Genomic DNA, 6021 nt, shown 5'->3' with positions numbered 1-6021 from the left:
GTGGCTTTTGATCGAGTAAAGTCAGTTTATCTTATTGAATTTGCATAACAAACGGCTCAAGAGGGATTGCCAACGCTTGGCGGCTTTAGTTCAAAATTGAAGTTTAGTGTTTACAGTGTGTTTTTTAAGTTCGGCAGTGCGTTGTCAACCCCTTAGCCGGGCGTTATGTGCTATCATTCGCGCCTTTCAATTAACGGTGTTTTTTATGAAACTTATTCCTCTTTTAAAGCAGCCACGCATTCACTGACGGCATAGTGTTATTTCAATAATTCTTATTATTTAACATTAGCTTGAGGTTTAGTATGCACAAAAAGCATTGGTCAAAATTTCAGTTACTCCATGAGGTAGTAACTAACCCTAATATTTCTATCAAAGGCACACATAGTTATTACAGTGACTGCTGGGACAATGGATTTGAGGAATCTGTTGTTCGGTATCTTCATGGTGATGAAGTGAGTCGTGAATGGGAACCTAGGTGGGAAATCGATAAACTCCATATTGGTGATTACGTTTGCATCGGCGCAGAGGCAGTTATCTTAATGGGTGGTAATCATACCCATAGGGCGGATTGGTTCTGTTTATATCCATTTATGGACTACATTGATGAAGCGTATATAGGCAAAGGTGATACCTTTATTCATGATGGTGCATGGCTTGGGATGAGATCAATGGTTATGCCTGGTGTGACAATCGGAGAAGGAGCCATAGTTGCTGCAAATAGCGTGGTAACTAAAGATGTTGCCCCTTATAGTGTTGTTGGTGGCACGCCTGCCAAATTAGTCAAATATCGTTTTGACGAATCGGTAATTGCCGAACTGTTGAAAATGCAAATCTATAATTGGCCCACAGAGAAGTTTGAAGCCTTAAAGCGATATCTATGTGCCTCAGATATTCAACAACTAAAGAGCGCAGCAGCAGCTTACGATGTTGAAAAATAGCACATAACAAACGCTTCAAGAGGGACAGCCAACGCGCGGCATTTTTACTATGCGTTGTTTTTTGTGATTACGGTGTTATGCAGGAAGTTGGTAATGGCGTTGTCTGCCCCTTAAGCGGGCGTTAGGCAAAGTGAGTTTTTATCAGCTAAATCGAGTTGGAATTGAACGGTAAATTCTATGTTTTCTGGCTTAAATTAAGCAATAAATCGTCATCACATATTTGTTGTTTCTTGATCGCGTTGGGTTGCTTTTCGTTGTGAGTTTAGCGGCAAAATAACCTTCAGCACCCAAACGTCCGCCGAGTATGCTACGCTCGTCACTTTTTTTCCAAACCGCTCAATTTGAGTTTTTTGTTTCTTTGCTGATTTAGCATTTTGGTTTATAAATGAATCGGTTAGTTGTTTTAAAATTTACAAAAAGCCTTGTTCTTTGGTTGTGAAAGTGTCGGTGTCAATTGGTTGGCCTAACAAACGGCTCAAGAGGGATTGCCAACGCTTGGCGGTTTTAGTGCAAAATTGAAGTTCAGTGTTTACAGTGTGTTTTTTGAGTTCGGCGTTGCGTTGTCAACCCCTTAGCCGGGCGTTATGCAACTCAGGTAAATTTAGGAGTTCAATCTTTTGGATTTCTCCGGCCATTCGTTTTGTGTTGTCGGCAAATGAGCACTTTCACCCTCAAATTCGTGGTTTACTCAAACCGTAAAACAGGCAAGGTTCATTGTTTGCCTCAATTAGTTTTGGTGCTGGTTTGTTGTTGAAAGGTGGGCTTTGTTTTGGCGGCTTATTTATCACGGCTCTGGCTTCGGTTGGTTCTTGAATCACTCAACCATTGCAATTGTGGCTTTTGATCGAGTAAAGTCAGTTTATCTTATTGAATTTGCATAACAAACGGCTCAAGAGGGATTGCCAACGCGTGGCGGCTTTAGTGCAAAATTGAAATTCAGTGTTTACAGTGAGTTTTTTGAGTTCGGCTATGCGTTGTCAACCCCTTAGCCGGGCGTTATGCAACTCAGGTAAGTTTAGGTGCTCAATCGTTTGGGATTTCTCCGGCCATTCGTTTTATGTTGTCGGCAAATGGGCATTTTTACCTTCAAATTCTTGGCTAACTCAAACCGTAAAACAAGCAAGGTTCTTGGTTTGCCTCAATCAGTTTTAGTGCTGGTTTGTTGTCAATTTAGCGTGCGCAAAGTGTGGAAAGAGCAAGTTATTCGATCATTTCGTACTTGCTGAAAGTCTTGCTCGGTGAGTTTGTCTAATTCAAAAGCTTGATTTGTTGTTGAAAGGTGGACTTTGTTTTGGCGGCTAATTTATCACAGTTCTTGCTTGGGTTGGTTCTTGAATCACTCAACCATTGCAATCGTGGCTTTTGATCGAGTAAAGTCAGTTTATCTTATTGAATTTGCATAACAAACGGTTAAAGAGGGACTGCCAACGCGTGGCGGTTTTTGTTCAAATCGGCCTTTGTGATTACGGTTGTTATTTTGAGTTCAGTGTTTTGCGTTGTCAGCCCCTTAACCGGGCGTTATATTTTTTTAAGTTCAGCAACCAAAAGGATTCATGATGAACGTGGATAAAGCGAAAAAACGCATATTGAAACGAGTACAAAGAGGTTTCAAAGGTTATCCGCAAATATCATTAGAGTATTTCGGTAAAACGACGGACTTAGCGACCGAAGTCGTTATCACCTTTTTACCTGAGGAGAATGCCGAGCCTCAAATACAACGCTTTACAAGTGACAAAGATGCCCGCGAAGACGAAGCGATTCAATCTGTATTGTTAAAAATCATTGAGCGTGCGGAAGCTGCTACAGTTTTGGAAAAGCAAGAAATATCAGTTTGTTAATGGTTTTTCGGCAATCCTAAACAGTCGGTCACGTTAGTGTAGAGAATGAAAATATAACAAACGGCTCAAGAGGGATTGCCAACGCGTGGCGGCTTTAGTGCAAAATTGAAGCTCAGTGTTTACAGTGTGTTTTTTGAGTCCGGCGGTGCGTTGTCAACCCCTTAGCCGGGCGTTAGCTATTGTTTTATTCAGCAGCAAGGAAATTAAAGATGTCAAAGTATCAATTTTTCTGTAAACCAAATGCAAATCGTAATGCATTTACTTATCTGGATATGAGTTCAGAAACTTATCTTTTTGAAAAGGAAGAACTCTTGAGCTCGGGGTTAGAAGTGGAAGGTGATACGATTTATGCTTCTTCTCCAGAAGAGGCTATTGATAAATTCAAATCAAATTTTTGTGATCCTTTGAAGGATTATGCAAATTCAAATGTTGCAGGTGGATTGGCGACATTCATTTTTGAATCATTCAAATCAGTCACTGGGAAAAAATAGCTAACAAACGGCTCAAGAGGGATTGCCAACGCTTGGCGATTTTAGTGCAAAATTGAAGTTCAGTGTTTACAGTGTGTTTTTTGAGTTCGGCGGTGCGTTGTCAACCCCTTAGCCGGGCGTTAGGTGAAGCAGCGCACAGCAAACAAAAATAATTACCATAACCCCTTTGTTTATATGGATAAAGCCTCCATATGAGATACGTTGCCCATTCTTTCTAGGAGTTAAAATGAGGGTTTCAGAGTATTTCAATATTAATCGAACACAAGCATATCTAGACTTTGTGGACATTCCTTTAGATACAGATTTAGCAGTGTTTTTGGATCCTAACGCAATAAAATCATTAGACTCTTCTTGGGGAAATGAGCTTTCTTCTTTTCTCCAATCGTTTTTTGAAACGGTCCTTAAGTTAATAAAAAATGTTGAGAATCAAAGGGCTAAAAAGCTTTTAGCATCATTAAGCGAGGGTAATGAATTTCACCTGGGCTACTCTGTTGGTAAATCTCGGGGTCATGGTTTTGGAGACGAATCGGCCGACTCTGTATGGGATGCATTAACAAAGAGTAAAGCTGCAACCTCTGGTTTACTTCAAGACCTAGAAGATACAGCCTTACTTATTCATGGCATCGGCACTGACATGATTTCTGATGCTGTTTGCAACATTCTTCGCCGTTCTCTGATCAAATATACTCAGGATATGTGCCGATACTATGGTATTCCTTTAACACCTAACGTTGCTTCAGGTCCCTTATGGAATCCTCAGAAAGAAATCTGGGAAAACGAGTTTGTTGATTTACCTATAACCGATTATGGTAAAGTCATCTTGGTTCCTAAGGTTCTAGTACGCAGCCGTCTTAGTTTTCAATATGATGAATACTATAGATACTACTTGCTTCCACAAATGCAGTCGGAGCACCTTAGAAACCAGACATCGCTTGTAGAAACTCTTAAAAACGGTTCTCAGCGAGTCACTAAAAAGGCACTAATGGAGAAATATGGCAAAGATAAACTTGCCGTAGTTGAACAGACGATTTTAAAACCATACGTCTTAGATGAATATCGTGAAGCTAAAGCAGACAGTCCTTCGAGCCCTCTTTCTCATGAACAGTTTTCTGAACTAGAGCACGTAGATAAACCTGACCTTGAAGAATTGCTCGCAGAGCTCAAATCTCTGCCTGTCGGCAGAGAGACAGCAGAGGCGTATGAGGACATTATTGAAAAAATCCTTTCAGTAGTCTTGTATCCTTCGTTGTGCAATCCGACGAAACAGCACAAAATTCATGGTGGTCGCAAGAGAATTGACATCACTTACACCAATGAAGCCAAAGGTGGCTTTTTCTATTGGTTGGCAATGCATTACCCAGCTCCACAGATATTTGTTGAGTGTAAAAACTACGGGAAAGAAGTAGCTAATCCAGAAGTAGACCAATTGTCAGGGCGGTTCTCCCCAAGTCGAGGTAAGGTAGGAATTCTTATATGTCGTTCTATCGAAAATAAGAAGCTACTGTACAAACGTTGCGTGGATACAGCACAAGATCAACGTGGGTTTATTATAGCTTTGGATGACGGTGATCTTGAATGCTTAGTGAATGAGTACATAGATAACCAAGGTTCCCAAGAGTTCCCTCTGTTAAGAGAGTTTTGGAAACAATTGGTGGATTAATCACTTAGTATCAAGTTTGAAGTGCGACACTTTCTACAGATGCGCATGAATATACTCCGTTGGTGTTCTATACCCAAGTCTTTTGCGTGGGCGCGTATTTAATTTGTGTGCAATTTCATTGCAGAGCTTCTGTGTTACGTGTGACATAGAAGTTCGTTTTGGTAAGTATTGTCGTATCAAACCATTGGTGTTTTCATTAGTGCCTCGCTCCCATGAGTGGTATGGATTTGCAAAGTAAAACAGACAGTTATGATGTTTCTCTAGTTGTGCATAACCATGGAACTCAGTGCCGTTATCCGCAGTTATCGTCTTAAAAGGTAAGTCAGAGCGGGTCATGCTTTTGCTCATTCTTACGTTGAGCGACTCGCTTGTTCTATCGTCCATTTGCCCAATAAAAGTGTAGCCAGTCATTCTGTCGACTAAGGTCACGATACAGTGCTTGGTTCCGCGGCCAACGACGGTATCAATTTCCCAATGACCAGGCTCTTTTCGATGCTCAGCTTTTTCAGGTCTTTCGGTAATATGACGCTTTGCTGCCAGCCGACCTCGGCTGTCTTTTGAGTTATACCTTTTACGCCTTTTCTTGGTCGATTGGCGTAGGTGTTTCCATAGTGTTCCACCGAGAGTTTTGTCGTTCCAAATATGCTGATAAATGAGCTCGTGGCTCATTGTTGGATAGCCTCTTACCCTTAGGTATCCAACGATTTGGTCAGGGCTCCAATCCAGTCGTAGCAAGGCTTCAGGTAACCTGAAGTCGATTTCGCTGTAACGCTTATTTCTGCGCGAGCGGCTCAGTCGGTTGCGAGCCATTTGTTGGGCTCTCCACGCCTGATAGGAGTACCTTTTAAAGTGTCTGTTGTATCGGGAATTGCGTTCAATTTCTCGATAGATAGTCGCTTTGTGACGACCCAGTTGTTTAGCTATTTTAGCGGTACTAATTCCTTGCTTTCTGAGTGCAGAAATCATATACCTTTCGTTCTCAGTGAGGTGCGTGTATTTCATGTTTTTTACTTCTTGGCGGGAGCAAAGTTCATGATTATCGCATCTCACTGTTTTTATGTTCAGAGGTGTCGCACTTCGTAGTTGAATCCAAG

5 protein-coding genes are annotated in these 6021 nt (G+C 41.4%); 4 read left to right on the top strand and 1 reads right to left on the bottom strand.

Annotated elements, in window-relative coordinates; genetic code table 11:
- Window positions 1-302 precede the first annotated feature (302 nt).
- From AACT23_RS12355 to AACT23_RS12340, 4 genes are all read left to right on the top strand, one after another.
- Entirely contained in the window at window positions 303-938 is a 636-nt protein-coding gene (locus tag AACT23_RS12355) for a CatB-related O-acetyltransferase (protein WP_094127560.1), read from the top strand.
- A 1556-nt stretch (window positions 939-2494) separates the two neighbouring features.
- A complete protein-coding gene (locus AACT23_RS12350) occupies window positions 2495-2776 on the top strand; it encodes a hypothetical protein (protein ID WP_170907960.1) in 282 nt (93 codons plus the stop codon).
- A gap of 209 nt (window positions 2777-2985) precedes the next feature.
- Window positions 2986-3267 carry a hypothetical protein gene (locus tag AACT23_RS12345; RefSeq protein ID WP_017046618.1) on the top strand — a complete coding sequence of 94 codons (282 nt, stop codon included), beginning with the start codon at window positions 2986-2988 and terminating at the stop codon, window positions 3265-3267.
- Window positions 3268-3493: 226 nt separating this feature from the next.
- The gene (locus AACT23_RS12340) at window positions 3494-4927 is read left to right on the top strand and encodes a hypothetical protein (RefSeq protein ID WP_094127557.1); all 1434 of its coding nucleotides are present in this window, start codon (window positions 3494-3496) and stop codon (window positions 4925-4927) included.
- 33 nt (window positions 4928-4960) lie between these two features.
- Here the strand turns inward: AACT23_RS12340 and AACT23_RS12335 are convergent, their stop codons facing one another.
- The gene (locus AACT23_RS12335) at window positions 4961-5929 is read right to left on the bottom strand and encodes an IS30-like element ISVa6 family transposase (protein WP_094127554.1); all 969 of its coding nucleotides are present in this window, start codon (window positions 5927-5929) and stop codon (window positions 4961-4963) included.
- Between the last annotated feature and the right edge of the window lie 92 nt (window positions 5930-6021).

The organism is Vibrio sp. V09_P4A23P171, assembly GCF_963875615.1.
GTDB classification, from domain to species: Bacteria; Pseudomonadota; Gammaproteobacteria; order Enterobacterales; family Vibrionaceae; genus Vibrio; species Vibrio anguillarum.
Note: the sequence above shows the minus strand (reverse complement) of the source record. Positions and strands in the feature narration are given on the sequence as shown.

What these genes read in the sequence shown, in the direction of transcription:
- AACT23_RS12355 (WP_094127560.1), top strand. Translation starts at nt 303, where the DNA reads ATGCACAAAAAGCATTGGTCAAAATTTCAGTTACTCCATGAGGTAGTA.
- AACT23_RS12350 (WP_170907960.1), top strand. Translation starts at nt 2,495, where the DNA reads ATGAACGTGGATAAAGCGAAAAAACGCATATTGAAACGAGTACAAAGA.
- AACT23_RS12345 (WP_017046618.1), top strand. Translation starts at nt 2,986, where the DNA reads ATGTCAAAGTATCAATTTTTCTGTAAACCAAATGCAAATCGTAATGCA.
- AACT23_RS12340 (WP_094127557.1), top strand. Translation starts at nt 3,494, where the DNA reads ATGAGGGTTTCAGAGTATTTCAATATTAATCGAACACAAGCATATCTA.
- AACT23_RS12335 (WP_094127554.1), bottom strand. Translation starts at nt 5,929, where the DNA reads ATGAAATACACGCACCTCACTGAGAACGAAAGGTATATGATTTCTGCA.